The sequence below is a fragment of the Phormidesmis sp. 146-33 genome, from assembly GCF_052939515.1.
In genome coordinates, this window is record NZ_JBJPHU010000010.1 from 89,754 (window position 1) to 107,128 (window position 17,375).

Genomic DNA, 17,375 nt, shown 5'->3' on the forward strand with positions numbered 1-17,375 from the left:
ACTCGTCCACCTTGCAAATTTTACTCCTCACACCTCACACTTTCCTCTTCCAAATTTGATACATTGGTACTATACTGATCTTCAGATGACGTGACTATAACTCTGACAACAGGTAATGGGTGATCTAGAGATCGGAGGTTGACAACTCCAGTCTGATCGCCCATCACCTCTACTTATGGAGTCGTCTGCAATAAATGCGCCAAAAAAATACTAGATGTAGCGCAAAGATCGAGTAATCTGTTCTCATTCCTTTTGTGTGGTTTGAGCGATTATGTCCTTTGTTGGTCTTCATATCCATAGCGACTACAGCTTACTGGATGGGGCGAGCCAGTTACCCAAGCTGATCGATCGTGCTGTCGAGTTAGAAATGCCCGCGATCGCCCTGACAGATCATGGGGTGATGTATGGCGCGATCGAATTGATCAAAGTCTGCAAGGGCAAGCTCAAACCAATCATTGGCAATGAGATGTATGTCATCAATGGCGACATCTCCAAGCAAGAACGCCGTCCTCGCTATCATCAGGTCGTTCTTGCAAAAAATACTCAAGGGTACAAAAATCTCGTTAAGCTGACGACGATTTCTCACCTCAAAGGCGTTCAGGGGAAGGGCATTTTTTCGCGTCCCTGCATCAGCAAAGATTTTTTGGCGGAGTATCGAGAAGGCTTGATTGTTACAAGTGCCTGTCTGGGTGGAGAAGTGCCCCAAGCGATTTTGCAGGGCAAACCTGACATTGCGCGGCGCGTCGCCAAGGAATACAAAGACCTGTTTGGCGAAGATTATTATCTCGAAATTCAGGATCATGGTCTGCACGAAGAACGCATCGTCAATCCCGAAATCGTCCGCATTGCGCGTGAGCTAGACATCAAACTGATTGCCACCAACGATTCTCACTTCATCTCTTGCTACGACGTAGAAGCTCACGATGCGCTGCTCTGCATTCAAACCGGGAAGCTGATTACCGAAGAGAAACGGCTGCGCTACACAGGCACGGAATATCTGAAATCGGCGGACGAAATGCGATCGCTCTTCCGAGATCATTTGCCTCAAAGTGTGGTGGATGAAGCGATCGCCAATACGGTCGAAGTCGCTGCCAAAGTTGAAGAATATCAGATCTTAGGCGAACCTCGGATTCCTAATTATCCGGTTCCAGCAAACTTCACAGCCGATTCGTACCTTGAGAAGATCACCTGGGAAGGACTGCTCAAACGGCAGAAACGTAACACTCGTGAGGAAATCGATCAGACGTACCGCGATCGCCTGGTTTACGAACTGAACATGATGAGTCAGATGGGCTTTGCCACCTACTTTCTCGTCGTTTGGGACTACATCAAATATGCCAGAGACAATGGGATTCCAGTCGGGCCGGGACGCGGATCGGCGGCGGGTTCTCTCGTGGCGTTCGCCTTGGGCATTACGAATATAGATCCCGTTTTTCACGGTCTGCTGTTTGAGCGATTTCTGAATCCCGAACGCAAGTCGATGCCGGATATTGATACCGATTTTTGTATCGATCGCCGCGATGAAGTGATTCAGTACGTCACCAAAAAGTACGGCACGGAGCGAGTCGCCCAGATCATCACCTACAACCGCATGACCTCTAAAGCGGTTCTCAAAGATACGGCGCGTGTGTTGGATGTGCCTTATGGGGAGTCCGATCGCATGACCAAAATGATCCCCACGGTGCGCGGCAAAACCGTCCCGCTCAAGGTGATGATTTCCGACGCAACGCCCGCCAAGGAATTCAAAGAAAAGTACGATAACCAGTCCACTGTCCCGAATACGACCGTCACCTATCGCCGCTGGATCGACACCGCCATCCGCATCGAAGGCATGAACAAAAGTGTAGGCATTCACGCGGCGGGCATCGTGATCTCGGCTGACCCACTCGACGAAATTGTGCCCTTGCAGCGCAACGCCGATGGAGCCGTCTTCACCCAATACTATATGGAAGACATCGAGACGCTGGGACTCCTCAAAATGGACTTTTTGGGGTTGAGAAACCTGACCATGATTCAAAAAACGTTGGAATTGGTGGCGCAGACTCAGAAGATTACGATCGACCTCGACGAGTTGCCCCTTGACAATCCTGGCGTTTACAAACTGCTGGGACGCGGCGATCTAGAAGGCATCTTTCAGCTTGAATCGTCGGGAATGCGGCAGATCGTTCGAGATCTCAAGCCGGATAGTTTAGAAGACATTTCCTCAGTGCTGGCCCTTTATCGTCCCGGCCCGCTTGATGCTGGACTAATTCCCAAATTCATCAACCGCAAACATGGACGCGAACGCATCGACTACGCGCACAAGATTCTCACGCCGATCTTAGAAGAAACCTATGGAATCATGGTCTATCAAGAGCAGATCATGAAGATTGCTCAAGATATGGCGGGCTATTCGCTCGGTCAGGCAGATTTGCTGCGGCGGGCGATGGGCAAAAAGAAAAAGTCTGAGATGGAAAAGCATCGAGAAATGTTTGTCCAGGGTGCCGGGGAACATGAGGTTTCGGCTCAGATTGCGGACGCGCTATTTGAACAGATGGTGCAGTTTGCCGAATATTGTTTCAACAAATCTCACTCGACGGCTTACGGCTACGTCACTTACCAAACAGCCTATCTCAAGGCAAACTATCCCGTCGAATACATGGCGGCGTTGCTGACTTCCAATAGTGGCGATCAGGACAAAGTGCAGCGCTACATCGCGTCCTGTCTGGGGATTGGCATTCAGGTACAGCCGCCTGACATCAATCGATCGGGCATCGACTTCACCCCCACTGGCGAGAGCATTCTGTTTGGTCTGAGCGCCGTTCGCAATGTGGGCATGGGTGCGATCGAGGCGATTCTCGCAGTCCGAGAAGAAAAAGGGCCCTTCAAGTCGCTGGCGGATCTGTGCGATCGCGTCGATTCTCGTGCGGTCAACAAACGCGCATTGGAATCGCTGATCTACTGTGGAGCCTTCGATCAGATTCAGCCCAACCGTCAGCAGTTGATCAAGGATCTAGAGCTGGTGCTGGATTGGGCCCAGTCTCGCGCCAAAGATCGGGCCAGTGGTCAGGGCAATTTATTTGATCTATTGGGCGGCAGCGTTCAGCAAGAAAGTTTTGAAACGGCACCCAAAGCGCCCCCGACTCCCGACTTTCAGCAACAAGACAAACTGCGGTTAGAAAAAGAAGTGCTGGGCTTTTACATTTCTGACCATCCACTCAAACAGATTCAAGAATCCGCCAAAATTCTCGCCCCGATTAACTTGAGCGATCTTGACCGCCGATCGGAAGGTGCCAACGTCAGCGCGATCGTTATGCTCACCGCCATCAAGCGAGTCACGACTAAAAAAGGCGATGCGATGGCCATCATTACCGTCGAAGACCTGACCGGACATTCTGAAGCTGTAGTCTTTCCCAAAACCTTTGAGCGAGTGGGACACCTGATTGTCGATGACGCTCGGCTGATGGTCTGGGGCAAAGTCGATCGCCGCGACGACCAGACCCAATTCATCATTGAAGACGCAGAGCCGATCGAATCCGTCCGCATGGTGATGGTGGAACTGAAGCCAGAAATTGCCAACGACGGACAACAACAATATCGCCTCAAGCAGATTTTGCAGGAATATCGCGGCGACGACAAAGGAAAAGTCTCCGTAGTGGCGATCGTCAGTGCCAACAATCGCCGTCATTTCGTCCGATTTGGGCAACAGTTCCGCGTCCAAGATGAGCAAGCGGCCGTGAATGCGTTGACAAAGGCAGGCTTTCGATCACGGGTGTCGGCTCTGGTCGGTTAGCGCGAATTCGATGGAGTTTCTTCGCTTCGTTCTTGAGGGATTCGCCCCCTAAATCCCCCATTCTGAGGGACTTTGAATCAGCATGATTTCTTGAAACTCTGAAGCTTTTCTTTGTCAAAGTCCCCCAATTTTGGGGGATTTAGTGGGCTGAAGCCGATTCGAACACAGCGAGTTTCTCTCATCGAACTGACTTGAAAAGCATTGGGGCAGGGGGTTAAAGCCTCTCACTTCAAGGGTCTTGGGGTGCCCTGAGCGTCAAAGGTAAATGGATTAGGGCCAACTGCACCCTTCAGGTCTTTGGGCTTAAGTTCGCCTCTGACCAGTTTAGAAAGGCTGTCCTGTCCGCCGGGTTGATAAAAAATCGTGCGTTCGACTCGGTTAAAGCCAGCATTGGGACGAACCTGCCCAGAGGCTCCCAGCAGTTCAACAACGAGGCTATTCTGTCCAGGTTGCAACCCCGTGAGATAAAGCGGAAAACGATCGGTCGTCTTCACACTTCGACCATTCAATGTATAGCGCACTGAGGCCGTTCTACCCAGGTTGACACCATCGACGAGATAATCCAACAAAATTGGCTCCGCGCCATAGGTGCCGCTCACCGGAGAAACGACCGTAATCAATCCCACAGGCTGATTGTAGTCTGCAATATTTTTGCCGTCTGACTGCTGCACATTAAAGGTCACATGCGCCTGAGAGCCTCGGTTTCGGTAGCTTTGGTTCCACGGACGAGCCGAGACAACACGAATCGTGTGAGTACCAGGACTGAGATTCAGCTTCAATGGTTTGCTGGGGTCAAAGTAGTCGATCGGTGAGTTATTATCCACAATCACTTTGAAATGTGGCCCCAACCCGGTCGCCGGATCTTTGCCAGGAGTAAACCGTCTGGCGCTCAGTTGCAGCGTGACCTCAGTTGAGTTGACGGTCGTTCCAGGTTGAGGCGAGACGATCTTGATGTCGGGCGACGATTGATCACTGGTTGGGGTAAGCGCTTCAATCACAGACGGTATCGAAACGATCGTTTGAGCGATCGCACTCCAATTTGTAGATAGAACGGCGATCATCACTCCCACCGTCAACGGGGCTGTTCTCAGACGCATGGCTTAAATTCCTTCAGAGAAAGTAGGTAACAAACCCTACAGTTACCCTAAGTTGTCTCTCTGAGAAGTCAATATTATGCAAATTTAATTATCTAAGTAGAGAGAAGCCCAAAGCGGACAGTTTTCACCACAGTTCTAAACGCTTAATCTCCAAGCTCAAAGTTTCTCCCAGTCGGGGCAGGAGTCGTCCGTTAGCCAGCCATAGGGGTGAAAGCCGCACACAAGCGAGGCGCGAGTTGTCCGATCGTACCCATACGCCACCCCGTGATAATTTGCACAACCCTGGCAGGCTTTAGGACGAGACGATGCCACTTCGTTAAAGCCCAACCGCGATCGCAATATTTGCTGATTACTCTGCTGTCGGTGCCATCTCACAGATTCAGCTTTGCGATAAAGATAATCCATGCCGGGACTTTTGGTCGCGTCCATCGGGTTCAATAACAAAGACAATATTGCTCAGAATAGTCGCGATCGCGGCTAATTTTCCTCACCCCAACGTCTAATCTTTTTAGCTTCTTTTATAGCTGCCAGACCTTGATCGTATTGTCAGAACTACCACTAGCCAAAAGCCGTCCATCTACCCCGATCGCCACCACGTTGACCGAATTGGTATGCTCCGTCAATGTCCCGATCAGATCTCCGGTCGTCAGATTCCACAGCTTAATGGTTTTGTCATTGCTGCCGCTGACTAAGGTTTTGCCGTCTGGCGTAATCGCGATCGTATTGACGATATCAATGTGTCCTGACAAAGTACGCACCACATCCCCTGTATTCGGATTCCACAGCTTAATCGTCTTGTCTTTACTGCCGCTGGCGAGAATTTGACCATTGGGACTGATGGCGATCGACAACACAGAATTTTGATGCCCCGTCAACGTGCGAACAAGCTGCCCTGAGTTGAGATTCCATAACTTGATCTGATTGTCGAGTCCTCCACTGGCCAAAATCTGAGAATTGGGGCTGACCGCCACCGATCGCACCATCCCCGACAGCCCCGTAAAGCTGCGAAGCAATTCACCATTGGTCATCCTCCAGACAGAAACCGTCCGATCTTCACTGCCACTGACAAAAAACTTGCCATCGGGACTCACCGCCACCGAGTTGACATCGCGACTGTGACCGAGAATTGATCGCATCAATCTGCCCATCGGCAACTGCCACAGTTTGATCGTGTCGTCGTCACTGCAACTGATCAACGTCTTGCCATCAGGACTCGTCACCAGACCATTGATCGCTTTGACATGCCCCATCAAGGTGCCCAGTCGTTCTCCGGTTTCGACATCCCAAACCATGATGCGATCGTCGAGACTGCCGCTAAACAACGTCTGACCATCTGGACTAATCGCCAACGAAACCACCCAGGAAGCGTGACCACTCAAGGTATGCAGGCATCTGCGAATTTGGGGCGACCCAGACGAAGCGCGTCGAGAAGCCGTGCGCGAAGAGGGGCGAGAAATCGGAGAAGGGGTCGGCGTGGGGAGTCGCTGCGTCTGATCGTCTTCCGCAATGGGCTGCTCAACCTCGGACAACCCTGAAGTGGGCGGTAAGGTGACATTGGAGGCGCTGCCCATCTGTGTGGAATTGGGAGGAGACGCAACCGCAGGAGTCGAGAGCGCAAACCGCAGATCGTGCATGGCTTCATCTGCTGACTGATAGCGATCGTTGACCAGATCCTTCAGCATTTTGTCGAGAATTTGCCCAATGCGATCGCTGATTCCTGCTCCGCGTTGGGTTAAGCGTTCTCGCCAGAGCCAGCGCCCCGCCAACGGATCATAAAGATCTTCGGGCTTGACTTGAGTCAGCAAATAGAGACAGGTTGCTCCTAGGCTGTACAAATCGCTGGCGGGGTAGGCTTTACCGCTGCGTAACTGCTCGACGGGCGCATAGCCTTCGGTGCCAATTTTGGTGCCTGGTTGAGTAGAAGTCGCCTCAGTCAACAATTTCGCCACCCCAAAGTCGATCAGCACCAGCCGATTATCAATCTTGCGACGAATGATATTCGACGGCGTAATGTCGCGGTGAATTACATGGCGATCGTGAACAAATTTGAGAATCGGCAACAGTCGCACCAGCACTTCACGAATCTTTTGCTCACTAAACGGCCCCTGCCGACTTAGTTCTTGAGAAAGGGTTGGCCCCTCGATAAATTGTTGAACCAGATAAAGGCGCTGGTCTTGCTCAAAATAAGCCAGCAGTGCGGGGATATGCGGATGTTCGCCCAATTCGTGCAGGCGGACGGCTTCTTGCTCAAACAGTTTGATCGCCTTTTCGAGCGCTTTGGTGCCCTTAAGCTGGGGCGAAAATTGCTTGATCACGCAGCGGGTATTCAGCCGATCTTCGTCCACTGCCAAAAAAGTTTTGCCAAAGCCGCCCTGTCCCAAAGGTTGCAAAACCCGATAGCGTCCCCTGAGTAACGGAATCAGTTTGGCTCCGCAACTTTGACAAAATTCTGCCCCGTCTGCATTCTGGGGACGCTTACAATCAGGATTTAGGCAGTAAGTCATTAATCAGAAAGCACGGGGGACTTGGACGCTGCAAACTAATGGGTTGTGGAAGGGTTGATCGTGACCAATTTTTCGATCGCTGCCACTAATTTGCTTTTGTAGGCTTTATAAGTTTTTATTCTACTCCTCTGCTTGCGTCTAGGGTATGGGAGCGCAAATCGAGGCGAGAAAAACGGATACCATTAGGGTAGATTTCTAAAGAAAAATCGAGCTAAAAGTTTTCCCAATTCCAAACTGGCAATTCCCAAAACTGCGCTTCCTAACCCATAAAAGAGTGCCAATGATTTTTGTCCGGTTTGCCAGAGTGCAGAGGTGTCTAGCGCGTAGGTCGAAAAGGTCGTATAAGACCCCAAAAAGCCGACAGCGACTAGAAAGCGTAGGTCGGGAGAAGTGAGCGATCGCTCCAACGTTAAGGTGACAAAAAATCCCATAATCAAAGCACCCGTCAAGTTAATAAAAAAGGTGCCAAACGGAAAATCCGTCCCCAGCCAGCGGCTAAAAAATAAGGTTAAATAATATCGACTTAACGCCCCCGGAATCGCACCCAAACAAATTGCTAAAGGGGCACGTAGTGCAGGATCGTTGGGTAAGATGAGCGCCAGCGATCGACTCAACCCAATCAACGCAGACTGTAATAAATTTGACAGCATTCCAGATTCTCAGAAAGGACAAATTCTTCATACCACTCCTTTCGATAGAACTGAAGCCATGAGGTTGCCAGATGTTCTGCCAGGGCCATGTCATAGACAAACACCTTCGAGATGAACTGGATTGTGAAGAGGTGATCGGCATCTCCGACTTCAAAAATTCGCCCATCGACGGTGACCACACAAATACTAAACCAGTCTGGATCGGCCTTCGCCAATTCGGGAATGTAGCTAGCCAGCTTGCCTTCATTCAGCAGTTTGTATTTGAGGTAGAGCGTTTCGAGATAGGCCTGAAGGGGATGGTCTATTTCGCTCATAACTTTTTTAGATACGAGGGGGATTGGCCAATCGCTTCTCAGAGATTCTTGAAAAGTAATTTTCCTATAGATTAGCGGATTTTCTCCTCTCACAGTTTTCTCTTAAGAAGAAAGTAAGAAGAAAGATTGTTCATCTACTTATTTGTCCTGATCCAGTAAGTAAAGAATTTCATCACAGTAAGCTTCTGCAAGCTGCCGCTCGTGAGATGCGATCAATTCGTCTCGCATGTGTGCCATTGAAGTACGCACCTTAATGAGAAGAGAAAAGCGCTGCTCCCAGTGTTTTTTATCTTGCTTTAAGACCGGCTGAAACACTGTCCAATAAGCAGCAATAATTTTGTAAAGATCTAAGGGATAAGCAAAGTCTAATAAATTAATAGAAGCGCGATCGCCAAATTTCTTCTTTTCATTCTCCTGTTTTTGGCGGCAGGGGTCAAAGATATCAACTTTCAGATTGGGACAATTGGCCTCTACCTGAGCAATCCAGTCTTCAGTTTTATACTCGGCTTCCAACTTCTCAGCAATAAATAGGCGTAATCTTCGCTCAGTTTTTTGCCAAAGAGGCCAGAGAACAACTGATCTGACAATATCAAACTCAAAAGTTTGGACAGTGCGAGGAGTTGGTGTGGCGTTGCGTGAAGTAGAAGCTTGCTTTCTTGCGCCTTCTCCTGCGGGAGAGGGTTGGGGTGAGAGCGGCTCGGCAGATTGTAAATGAGACTTACGATCGAGCCGCTTGATTGCATCGATCGCCTGCCGATCTCCTGGAGAAACCACCAGCACACGAATCCAGCACTGCTCTGCTAATCGGTAATCCTCATTCGCTTCCGCCTCAAGAGCATCCATCTTCAACGGTTGAGCATCCGCAAGCGTGGCATGTTTTGGCATCAACACCAGATGAGATTTTGCGATCGGTTCGGCAATTGTATAAGGCGTTTGATTTGCCCGAAGATTGTTGTCGCGCAGAATCTCAGGGACTCGCCGCTCTAGATAATGGCTCAATCGCTCCACCGTGGCACAGTGCCCCAAACCCTCTAACAACGCTTTTGTAAACGCCCCTTGTGCGATCGCTTCAATCTCGTAAGAATATTGATGAGGACTACAAGAAAACAAGCTGACCATTCCAGTTTGCCGCGATCGCTCCGCTGTCTGCTCGCCCAAACTTCCGCCCTTCCTTCCCCCTTCTCGACAGGCATCCAGCATCAGTACCACATTATCTGCCCCGCAGCCTCGCAAGCGATCGGTAATATGATTGATCGAGATGCCCGTGTTTTGAATGTCATGCGGATCGCCATCCAGCGGCATCAAATAATCTTGCTCACCGCCGCGCATCCCATGACCACTAAAGAAAAACCAAAAATTGTCGCCATCTTGCATCGGACAAGCAGCCTCAATCTCACGCAAAACTCGCAGCAGATTCGATCGCGAAGGACGAGTTGACTTCCCTTTCCAAGCAGGCGAGTCATCTGAGAAAAAGAAAACCTGGTCAAAGCCTGCTTCTTTGAGTAAAAACTCTCGCATCAATAGAGCATCCTGCTTGGCATATCGAAGCGGTTGCAGAAACTCATACTGATTGATGCCGATGACGATCGCTTGATTCCTTGCCATTCTCGTTTTGACCGACTGCCGCTTAAAGGATTGCTGTAACTAGCTGGATCAAGCTCTGAAAGATCGCGTTACGACACCCTTTTAAACTTCAACTTAATCGAGCCTTTTCCGCCTGCTTTTCCGCCTGCAACTAGCTTAATCTCGCCCTCCGCACTGATTTCGACCGATAGTTCAATTTCATCAAGCTTTATTTTTGATTGCGCTTGCGCTTGCTGTTCTGCTTGACTAAAAATCCGCCCAACCATCTGCAAAAATGTTTCCATCTTGCGCTCTAGTTCAGCGACATCAAGCTGCTTTTCGCGAAATACCTGGACCCGCTGCTGCAACTCTTCTCCCCATCCTCTTGCCCCATCAGGGCGATCGACAAGCGGTTCAGAGTCGGTGATAATCCAAATTTTTTCTTCTGACATGACAACTTAGGAGGATTTTTATACATCATGGCAGAAATTTTACGGTTTTTAGGGTCAGCCGTTGATGATGCGATCGACGCTCACTGCAATGTTAGGAAACGTCACAGGCTGAAGGGTTCCAGTAGAAAGTGTCATTTTGGAAGCGTATTCTCCATCCTGCGGATCTCGGAACACGATCAGCTTAAATGTTTTGAGATTGACAACCCAGTATTCTAAAATTCCTGCCTCTGCGTAGAGTTTGCTTTTGATTTCCAGATCCTTATCCAAGCTGGAGTAAGAATATTCCACCACCCAAAAGATGTTTTCTGGATAGGGATGATGGTCTAGATACTCACGTCCGAGCGGTTGCACAATTGCTAAATCGGGTTCTGGTTCAGACCCATTTTCAAGCAAGGTGATTGGCTTGGCAGGACGAATCATGGCTCGATCGCCTAACAGTCGAATCAAGTAAGTGCCTGCATTTGTGCTGAGGTGAGCATGGGGTTTTCCTTCAGGTGCCATCTCGACCAGTTCTCCTCTCAGTAGTTCAACGTGGCGATCGTCCAGAAAGCCAGCGTCAACCAAACGGTGATATTCGTCCAGCGTCCATTTTGCAGTGATGGTTGTCATAACAATTCTCTTATCGTTCTAATGTGATCGATCGTCAGCGGATGTCAGGCTTAAAGTCCATTAACGATGCGATCGACGCTCACAGCAATGTCAGGAAACGCCAAAGGCTGAAGGGTTCCAGTAGAAAGTGTCATTTTGGAAGCGTATTCTCCATCCTGCGGATCTCGGAACACGATCAGCTTAAATGTTTTGAGATTGACAACCCAGTATTCTTGAATTCCAACTTCAGCGTAAATATTGCTTTTGAGTTCTAAATCTTTTTTTAGACTGGAGTTTGAATATTCGATCAGCCAGAAGATGTTTTCTGGATAGGGATGATGATCAAAATATTCGCGCCCCAAGCGCTGCACGATCGCAACATCTGGCTCAGGTTCAGAACCATTGGGTAGTGTAATCGGCTTTGTTTGCCGAACGGTTGCACGGTCATCAAGTAGACCAATGAGATACTCGCCTGCTTCACCGCTGCAATAAGCATGAGGTTCTTTTTCGGGCGACATCTCGACGATTTCTCCTTTCAGTAACTCAACGTGGCGATCGTCCAGAATGCCAGTGTCAACCAAGCGGTGATATTCGTCTAATGTCCATTTTGCGGTGATGGTTGTCATGACAGTTCTCTTATCGTTGTAGCAGTACTATCGATCGTAGCTATCAATATTTTATGCATTGAATCTTTTGTTCAAACAACTGGATCGCGATCGCTTGTCTTGCTCTCCCATTCTCAAATTGACTCACTTGCTATGTCCAACTCTATTACCGTGACCGTTAAATTATTTGCTGCCTACCAGGAAGCTTACGGCGTTTCAGAACTGACGCTAGACCTTCCGATCGGGGCAACGGTGGAAATGGTGCGCGATCGATTGATTAACGATCGTCCCCAACTCGCTGAATGGCGCAACCTCACTCGATTCGGTGTCAACCTCCAATTTGTCGAACCCCAAACCACCCTGCAAGCCGGAGATGAAGTGGTGTTGATTCCTCCGGTGAGTGGGGGATGAAAGCAGCCAATCTTAATCCCGATAAAAATAGTCGGGTATGTTTGACGAGTTATTTTTGCCGTGATAGTATCAGTCGAGATTCAACCATGAAATAGCAAAACGCTTGCACCAAGGGAGTTTTAAGTCATGCCCCAGGCGACCGAACTGAAAACGCAATCTACAACCGCCGCCTTTCGCGCTTTGAAGTGTAAAGAATGTGGTGAAGAATACGAACTGAAAGCCAGTCACGTTTGCGAAATGTGCTTCGGGCCGCTGGAGGTCAAGTATGACTACGACTTTTTGCGGCGCACCGTCACTCGCGAAACCATTCAAGCCGGGCCTCACTCGATCTGGCGCTATCGTCCGTTTTTGCCCGTCGCTACTGACAACCCGATCGACGTGGGTACAGGCATGACTCCCCTCATTCAAGCAAACCGACTGGCACGACGACTAGGACTCAAAAAGCTGTACATCAAAAATGATGCAGTGAATATGCCAACCCTCAGCTTCAAAGATCGCGTGGTATCGGTGGCTTTGACTCGTGCGCGTGAGTTGGGTTTCACCACCGTTTCTTGTGCCAGTACAGGCAATCTGGCCAACTCGACAGCGGCGATCGCAGCCCACGCAGGTCTAGAGTGTTGTGTATTCATCCCGTCTGATCTCGAAGCGGGCAAAGTGTTGGGGACGCTGATTTATGGCCCGACCGTCATGTCAGTGCATGGCAACTACGATCAGGTCAATCGCCTCTGTTCTGAAGTAGCAAACACCCACGGCTGGGGCTTTGTGAACATTAATCTTCGTCCTTACTATTCAGAAGGCTCTAAAACTTTGGGCTACGAAGTGATCGAGCAGCTAGGTTGGCAGCTTCCGGATCATGTCGTCGCTCCGCTGGCTTCGGGTTCGCTGTTTACCAAGATTTACAAGGGCTTCAGAGAGTTTGTCGAAGTCGGTTTGGTCGAAGACAAGCACGTTCGGTTTAGTGGTGCCCAGGCAGAAGGTTGCTCCCCGATCGCTCAAGCGTTCAAAGAAGGTCGCGACTTTATCTCTCCCGTCAAGCCAAACACTGTGGCAAAATCGTTAGCGATCGGCAATCCCGCTGACGGCGTGTATGCAGTTGACCTAGCACGCAAAACCAACGGCAATATTGAATCAGTCACCGATGCCGAAATCATTGACGCGATCAAGCTACTCGCCGAAACCGAAGGCATCTTCACTGAAACCGCAGGCGGCACCACCGTTGCAACCCTGAAAAAACTCGTCGAAGCAGGTAAGATCAACCCTGACGAAACTACCGTCGTCTACATCACAGGCAACGGACTCAAAACCCAAGAAGCCGTCCAGGGCTACATCGGCGAACCCCTCACCATCGAACCCAAACTCGACAGCTTTGAGCGCGCCCTAGAACGATCGAAAACCCTCGATCGCCTCGAATGGCAACAAGTTTTGGTGTAACTAGTTCAAGAGGTTCAGCGATCGTCCCCAAACGCCCCAATCACTTTTTCATCCCTCATCCCTTCTTTTCCCCCCATGTCTGTTAAAGTTCTCATTCCCACTCCGCTTCAGAAATTGACCAACGACCAGCCCACGATCGACTGTGACGGCACCAGCATTGTCGAGTTGTTAGAGTCGCTCGAAAAAAGCTGCCCCGGTATCAAAGCTCGAATCTGCGATGAACAAGGGCAGCTACGCCGATTTGTCAATTTTTACGTCAACAGTGAAGACATCCGATTTCTAGAAGGAGTCAACACACCGCTCAAAGATGGCGACGAAGTGAGCATCATTCCCGCGATCGCGGGTGGCTAACACCCAGGCGGAGACTAAAGGCCAGAGACTAAAGACCAGAGACTCAAAATGCTTCCCAGTCTAAAATCTCCGGTCTAAAGTCTAATGTCTAAAGCCCAGTTTCCTTGGCCAGTTTACGCTTTTTGAGCGACCCTACACCCAAGGCACCGACTGCCAACAGTCCCAAAATCGTGGTGGGTTCGGGGACGGTTTCTAACTGTACAAACGCATAGTCAGAATCTGCGCCACCTGATCCTCCGTTGGGGAAAGCCGCAAATTTAAGCTGGCTGACTGCGGCGTTGCCAAAGGGATTTGCGATCCGCCAAGCACCGCCTCCCGCTTGAGATCCCGCAGTTGAGAGGTTCGTGACAATGCCGCCAAGACTCCACAAAGCATTGGTTGCGTCCACGACAGTCAGCTTACCCGTTTGAATGCCATTAGCTGTCACTGCGGCAATCTCACCTGCAAAGTCGCTGAAAACACCTGTGTCGTACAAGAATGCCAGGTCAAAGGAGCCGATCGTTTCTGCTTTGAGAAAGTCAACCGTGATGGCTTCGTTATCTTTTCTGTCGATTTCTCCGCCGACATTTCCGCCTTGTACACCAATGCCCGTCACACCGCCGACGGTTTTGCGCTCAAAGGGTCTGGGGCTGGAGGTCACCTTTGCAAATCCAAAGTCTTTGACGTTGGTCACGCCATCGCTGGGTAGGTCGCCTTGACGAATCACCGCAGCTTGAGCAGGAGAGATGACTAGAGCAGATCCGGCAACGGCCGCCGTCATCAAAAGGGCTTGAACGATCGATTTCTGAGTGAATGAATTGCTGATCATGGGGCTTTTTGAGGTTAAAAATTAAGGGTGTATCTGAGTAGGCACCTGATGATTGATTCACAAAGTAAGTGATTCAAAAAAATTGAGACGACGTTCTTTCTGTGCAACAAAACACAGAGAATTGGAGTCGCAAAATCAACCCGATTTAGAATTGGGTAGCGCTAAGTCGGCATTGATTAAAATCACAATTTCAACGGTCAATCAAACTGAAGTTAGAATCAGTCCGATCGCGCCGTGAACTATCACTTACAGATTGTTAAAAGGCTGGTTGGACGTAAGACCGTCGCCCAATCATTAAGGTGTGATATAAAAACTGACCGCTTGTCAGGACTGACTGCCTGCCAGCTTTAAATCTCAAACAGCTAATCGTTGTAATGACTTCTTGCACTCACCTCGGATGGGAATCCGGAAAATCGAATATTGGGTAGTGAAACTCGATCAGGCGAGAGATTTGATCATTAACATTGGTCTGAGAAGCAAATCGACTGATATCTAGAATGACAAATTTAACCCAATTCGCGCTTATTTTTGAGACGGTTTAGCCAAAGCAATATGTTCTCAAGTGTCTCTATTTTGATCAAATAAACGGTCGATCGCTTTTCCGGATCAGCCAATTTCATCGCGGATATCGTAAGGTTTGAGGATACCTAAAGCTGCCGTCAGTTCAACAAGGCTTTTTTGCTTCGGTATCAAGCGTCTGCCTCCCAAGCTGCCAATTTTGAGAAACTTTCAGACCAGATTTCCGGTTCAAAGTTCTTCACTTAGGAGGAATTTAGGAAACGTCCTTGAACTTGTAACTCTGATTGACTGACAGATCTTTTCCAGTAGGTTGAGTTGAACTCGGTGAAACCCAACGTGAGAGAGGCGACTGCTGGGCTTCGCGTTGCTCAAAACCAACCTACAAAAAACGGGGGCTTCAGGAGTTCTGTCAGTCAACCAGGAGGAGATCTTGCTATATTGCAGCGTTGGGTTAAATTCTGCTGAGATATTACCCTATTGCGTGGTTTTACAGAGAAAGTGACTTAGAACTTCATCTTGGCTTGATGAGGCGTGAGGAGGGAGGCGTGAGGCGTGAGGTGGAATGAAATGTCCTGTATGAAAGGCTAATCGAGAGCTACAGGATTTTTTCTAGACCGTACACTAATGTCTTGAGCGGCAACACTTTGCGAATCGAGAGGAGGACACCGGGCACATAGCAAGCGCGATCGCTCGTGTCGTGGCGCAAGGTGTAGATTTGACCGGGTGCCCCAAAAATGACCTCTTGATGGGCGATCAAACCGGGTAGACGAATACTGTGAATCCGAATCCCTTCATCAGCCTGGGCCCCTCTCGCTCCAGTAATTTTTTCGGTCTCGTCCACTATCGGAGCATTGTAGGTTTTGCCCATCTCAGCCAGCATTTGGGCCGTTTGGACGGCTGTGCCACTTGGTGCGTCAGCTTTTTGGTTGTGGTGCAATTCAATGATTTCAACGTGGTCAAAGTACTGAGACGCTTGCACAGCCGCCTGTTGAAGCAGAACCATGCCGATCGAGAAGTTGGGTACGATCAGACATCCGGTACTGGCTTTGTCGGCAAATTCTGCCAGGTCTTGAATCTGTTGAGCCGTTAACCCTGTGGTGCCAACGACGGGGCGCACTCCGTAAGCGATCGCCGATCGCACGTTGCCGTACACTACATCCGGGTGAGTCACATCCACAACCACGCCCAATTCGCGCTCTTGAGACAGCATGGCCATCGTCGATTCGTACTCATTGAGAATCGGCACCTCTAAGGCTCCGCAGCCAATCACTTCACCAATGTCTTGCCCCACAAGGTCAGGGTTTCTGGATAAGGCTCCGATTAGCGTCATGTCGCTTGCTTGAGACACCGCCTTCACGATTTCGCGCCCCATCTTGCCCGTTGCACCATTCACCACGACCGGAATTGGATTAGCCATCGTTGAAATCCGTTGTTGATCACCTATGGGCATTTTAGAATCACGCGACCCTTTGCGGGTAACTCGAAATCGGCGTTGCCCCTTCAATTAGGTTCTTATGAATTAGGTTCTTGGCAACAAGTCTCCCATCATTTGCGCCTGACGCTCCACGATCGCCACCAGTCGAGTAATGTTTTGTTCCTGCCGTTCGGCCGTTGCAGCTTGTCGCTCGGCCGTTGCAGCGATTCGGTCAGTCGCTTCAATGATTCGGTCAACGGTTATCCTGAGATCTCTCAAACTCTCTCGAAACTCAGCCATCCAGACGCGCATTTCTGCCATTTCCTGACGTATCTCAGAAATATCCTGTCTCACAGCAGTAATGCCTTCAGCCATCAGCCCAATCTGGTAGGCAGAGGCTTCGAGGCTGTTTGCGGTGCGAATGCTAACGGCGGTGAGGTTTTCGAGGCGGGCATCAATGACTTCTAATCGTTCGTTGCTCATGGCGTGGGCCAGCTAAAATCCGGTGCTCTATCATAGCGTGAAGTCGGTTGTTCACTCTTCAACTTCCAGGGTTACTTGGTAGAACCGTTCAAGGTCAAAGATTTTAGCCCCCGGTGATATGTCACAATTGGATACGCTGATTAAAATTTCTTTAATTTCGTAGGTAATCTCGTGACCTTTACGACAGAAGCTACTTCCCAAAACGGGCGGTCTGCCCTCGCGCCCTTTCCTCGCCGTCGTGCTGTTTTTCCTTTTACCGCGATCGTCGGTCAAGAAGAAATGAAACTGGCCCTCCTGCTCAATGTGATCGATCCCAAAATTGGTGGGGTGATGATCATGGGCGATCGCGGCACGGGCAAATCCACGACGATTCGGGCGTTGGCTGACCTGTTGCCAGAGATCGAAGTGGTTGC

At 49.7% G+C, this 17,375-nt stretch carries 16 protein-coding genes and 1 pseudogene; 5 read left to right on the plus strand and 12 right to left on the minus strand.

What is annotated here, in order from left to right:
- Positions 1-271 precede the first annotated feature (271 nt).
- A complete protein-coding gene (locus tag ACJ2PR_RS06605; protein WP_446866308.1) occupies positions 272-3,772 on the plus strand; it encodes a DNA polymerase III subunit alpha in 3,501 nt (1,166 codons plus the stop codon).
- A 224-nt stretch (positions 3,773-3,996) separates the two neighbouring features.
- Here the strand turns inward: ACJ2PR_RS06605 and ACJ2PR_RS06610 are convergent, their stop codons facing one another.
- From ACJ2PR_RS06610 to ACJ2PR_RS06650, 9 genes are all read right to left on the minus strand, one after another.
- Complete coding sequence (locus ACJ2PR_RS06610) at positions 3,997-4,869, minus strand: hypothetical protein (protein ID WP_446876441.1); 873 nt, start codon at positions 4,867-4,869, stop codon at positions 3,997-3,999.
- 156 nt (positions 4,870-5,025) lie between these two features.
- Positions 5,026-5,298: a hypothetical protein gene (locus ACJ2PR_RS06615; RefSeq protein ID WP_446876442.1), complete on the minus strand. Its 273-nt coding sequence runs from the start codon at positions 5,296-5,298 to the stop codon at positions 5,026-5,028.
- Positions 5,299-5,387: 89 nt separating this feature from the next.
- Complete coding sequence (locus tag ACJ2PR_RS06620; RefSeq protein WP_446876443.1) at positions 5,388-7,373, minus strand: protein kinase domain-containing protein; 1,986 nt, start codon at positions 7,371-7,373, stop codon at positions 5,388-5,390.
- A 182-nt stretch (positions 7,374-7,555) separates the two neighbouring features.
- Positions 7,556-8,023, minus strand: coding sequence for a fluoride efflux transporter CrcB (crcB, locus tag ACJ2PR_RS06625; protein ID WP_446862094.1), 468 nt, complete (start codon positions 8,021-8,023; stop codon positions 7,556-7,558).
- Entirely contained in the window at positions 7,993-8,337 is a 345-nt protein-coding gene (locus tag ACJ2PR_RS06630; protein WP_446866297.1) for a glutaminase, read from the minus strand. The genes crcB and ACJ2PR_RS06630 overlap by 31 nt, the downstream gene beginning before the upstream one ends.
- A 138-nt stretch (positions 8,338-8,475) precedes the next feature.
- Complete coding sequence (locus tag ACJ2PR_RS06635; RefSeq protein ID WP_446866296.1) at positions 8,476-9,942, minus strand: caspase family protein; 1,467 nt, start codon at positions 9,940-9,942, stop codon at positions 8,476-8,478.
- 68 nt (positions 9,943-10,010) lie between these two features.
- The gene (locus ACJ2PR_RS06640; RefSeq protein WP_446876444.1) at positions 10,011-10,352 is read right to left on the minus strand and encodes a Pepco domain-containing protein; all 342 of its coding nucleotides are present in this window, start codon (positions 10,350-10,352) and stop codon (positions 10,011-10,013) included.
- A gap of 54 nt (positions 10,353-10,406) precedes the next feature.
- Positions 10,407-10,961: a Uma2 family endonuclease gene (locus ACJ2PR_RS06645; RefSeq protein WP_446866294.1), complete on the minus strand. Its 555-nt coding sequence runs from the start codon at positions 10,959-10,961 to the stop codon at positions 10,407-10,409.
- A 50-nt stretch (positions 10,962-11,011) separates the two neighbouring features.
- Positions 11,012-11,566: a Uma2 family endonuclease gene (locus ACJ2PR_RS06650; RefSeq protein ID WP_446876445.1), complete on the minus strand. Its 555-nt coding sequence runs from the start codon at positions 11,564-11,566 to the stop codon at positions 11,012-11,014.
- Positions 11,567-11,698: 132 nt separating this feature from the next.
- Here ACJ2PR_RS06650 and ACJ2PR_RS06655 point away from each other — a divergent pair, with 132 nt between their 5' ends.
- The 3 genes from ACJ2PR_RS06655 to ACJ2PR_RS06665 all read left to right on the plus strand — a co-directional run bounded on the left by ACJ2PR_RS06655 (position 11,699) and on the right by ACJ2PR_RS06665 (position 13,738).
- Positions 11,699-11,956 (plus strand): MoaD/ThiS family protein, encoded by a 258-nt coding sequence (locus ACJ2PR_RS06655; RefSeq protein WP_446866292.1) that lies wholly within the window; start codon positions 11,699-11,701, stop codon positions 11,954-11,956.
- Between the two features lie 126 nt (positions 11,957-12,082).
- Complete coding sequence (thrC, locus tag ACJ2PR_RS06660) at positions 12,083-13,387, plus strand: threonine synthase (RefSeq protein WP_446862102.1); 1,305 nt, start codon at positions 12,083-12,085, stop codon at positions 13,385-13,387.
- 75 nt (positions 13,388-13,462) lie between these two features.
- A complete protein-coding gene (locus ACJ2PR_RS06665) occupies positions 13,463-13,738 on the plus strand; it encodes a MoaD/ThiS family protein (protein WP_446866290.1) in 276 nt (91 codons plus the stop codon).
- Positions 13,739-13,826: 88 nt separating this feature from the next.
- Here ACJ2PR_RS06665 and ACJ2PR_RS06670 read toward each other — a convergent pair whose 3' ends face one another.
- The 3 genes from ACJ2PR_RS06670 to ACJ2PR_RS06680 all read right to left on the minus strand — a co-directional run bounded on the left by ACJ2PR_RS06670 (position 13,827) and on the right by ACJ2PR_RS06680 (position 16,962).
- Entirely contained in the window at positions 13,827-14,546 is a 720-nt protein-coding gene (locus tag ACJ2PR_RS06670; protein WP_446876446.1) for a PEP-CTERM sorting domain-containing protein, read from the minus strand.
- 1,114 nt (positions 14,547-15,660) lie between these two features.
- Complete coding sequence (dapB, locus tag ACJ2PR_RS06675; RefSeq protein WP_446876447.1) at positions 15,661-16,482, minus strand: 4-hydroxy-tetrahydrodipicolinate reductase; 822 nt, start codon at positions 16,480-16,482, stop codon at positions 15,661-15,663.
- A gap of 102 nt (positions 16,483-16,584) precedes the next feature.
- Positions 16,585-16,962: a hypothetical protein gene (locus ACJ2PR_RS06680; protein ID WP_446876448.1), complete on the minus strand. Its 378-nt coding sequence runs from the start codon at positions 16,960-16,962 to the stop codon at positions 16,585-16,587.
- 171 nt (positions 16,963-17,133) lie between these two features.
- Here ACJ2PR_RS06680 and ACJ2PR_RS06685 point away from each other — a divergent pair.
- Positions 17,134-17,375 (plus strand): annotated as a pseudogene (locus ACJ2PR_RS06685) (magnesium chelatase ATPase subunit I); the annotation flags it as partial.